This window comes from Burkholderia sp. KCJ3K979, assembly GCF_016759955.1.
GTDB classification, from domain to species: Bacteria; Pseudomonadota; Gammaproteobacteria; order Burkholderiales; family Burkholderiaceae; genus Burkholderia; species Burkholderia orbicola.
The window spans coordinates 1-403 of the sequence record NZ_JACFYV010000485.1; the positions used below are offsets into that span (position 1 = coordinate 1).

General features: G+C 47.9%; 1 protein-coding gene. It reads right to left on the reverse strand.

Annotation, left to right across the window (positions count from 1 at the left end; genetic code table 11):
* Positions 1 to 239 (reverse strand): hypothetical protein (locus tag H3O04_RS35755; RefSeq protein WP_202589556.1); only part of this gene is annotated, 239 nt, incomplete at its 3' end.
* Between the last annotated feature and the right edge of the window lie 164 nt (positions 240 to 403).

The window sequence follows — 403 nt, forward strand, 5'->3', positions numbered from 1 at the left end:
GAATAAAGATATTCCTGCATATACATCGGCCTGTGCGGCGCATCAAAATATTTCAGCGTTGCCGGATTCACCAGTCGCCAGGCAAAATGCGGGATCACCGTCAGAAAATGTCCCCGCTCCACGGCGCTGATTTTAGCCATAAAACTATAGGGACGATAAATAATGGTTGGATTGATCCCACAAGGACGCATATTCGCATCAATCATTGCTTCGAAGTTAGCCCGGTTTTGAAAGCGCATTTGTAGCTAGGGCAGCTCCTGAAGCAGCTCTTGCTCCTGTCGCCCTTCATAACGGCGAGAAACGAGAAAGCCCAATCGCAGCGGTGGTAGTTCACTGATAGTCAGGTTTTCCAGTTCCTGAACTCGTGCAGATACATGCTGTGGGGAGATAATAAAATCTAACT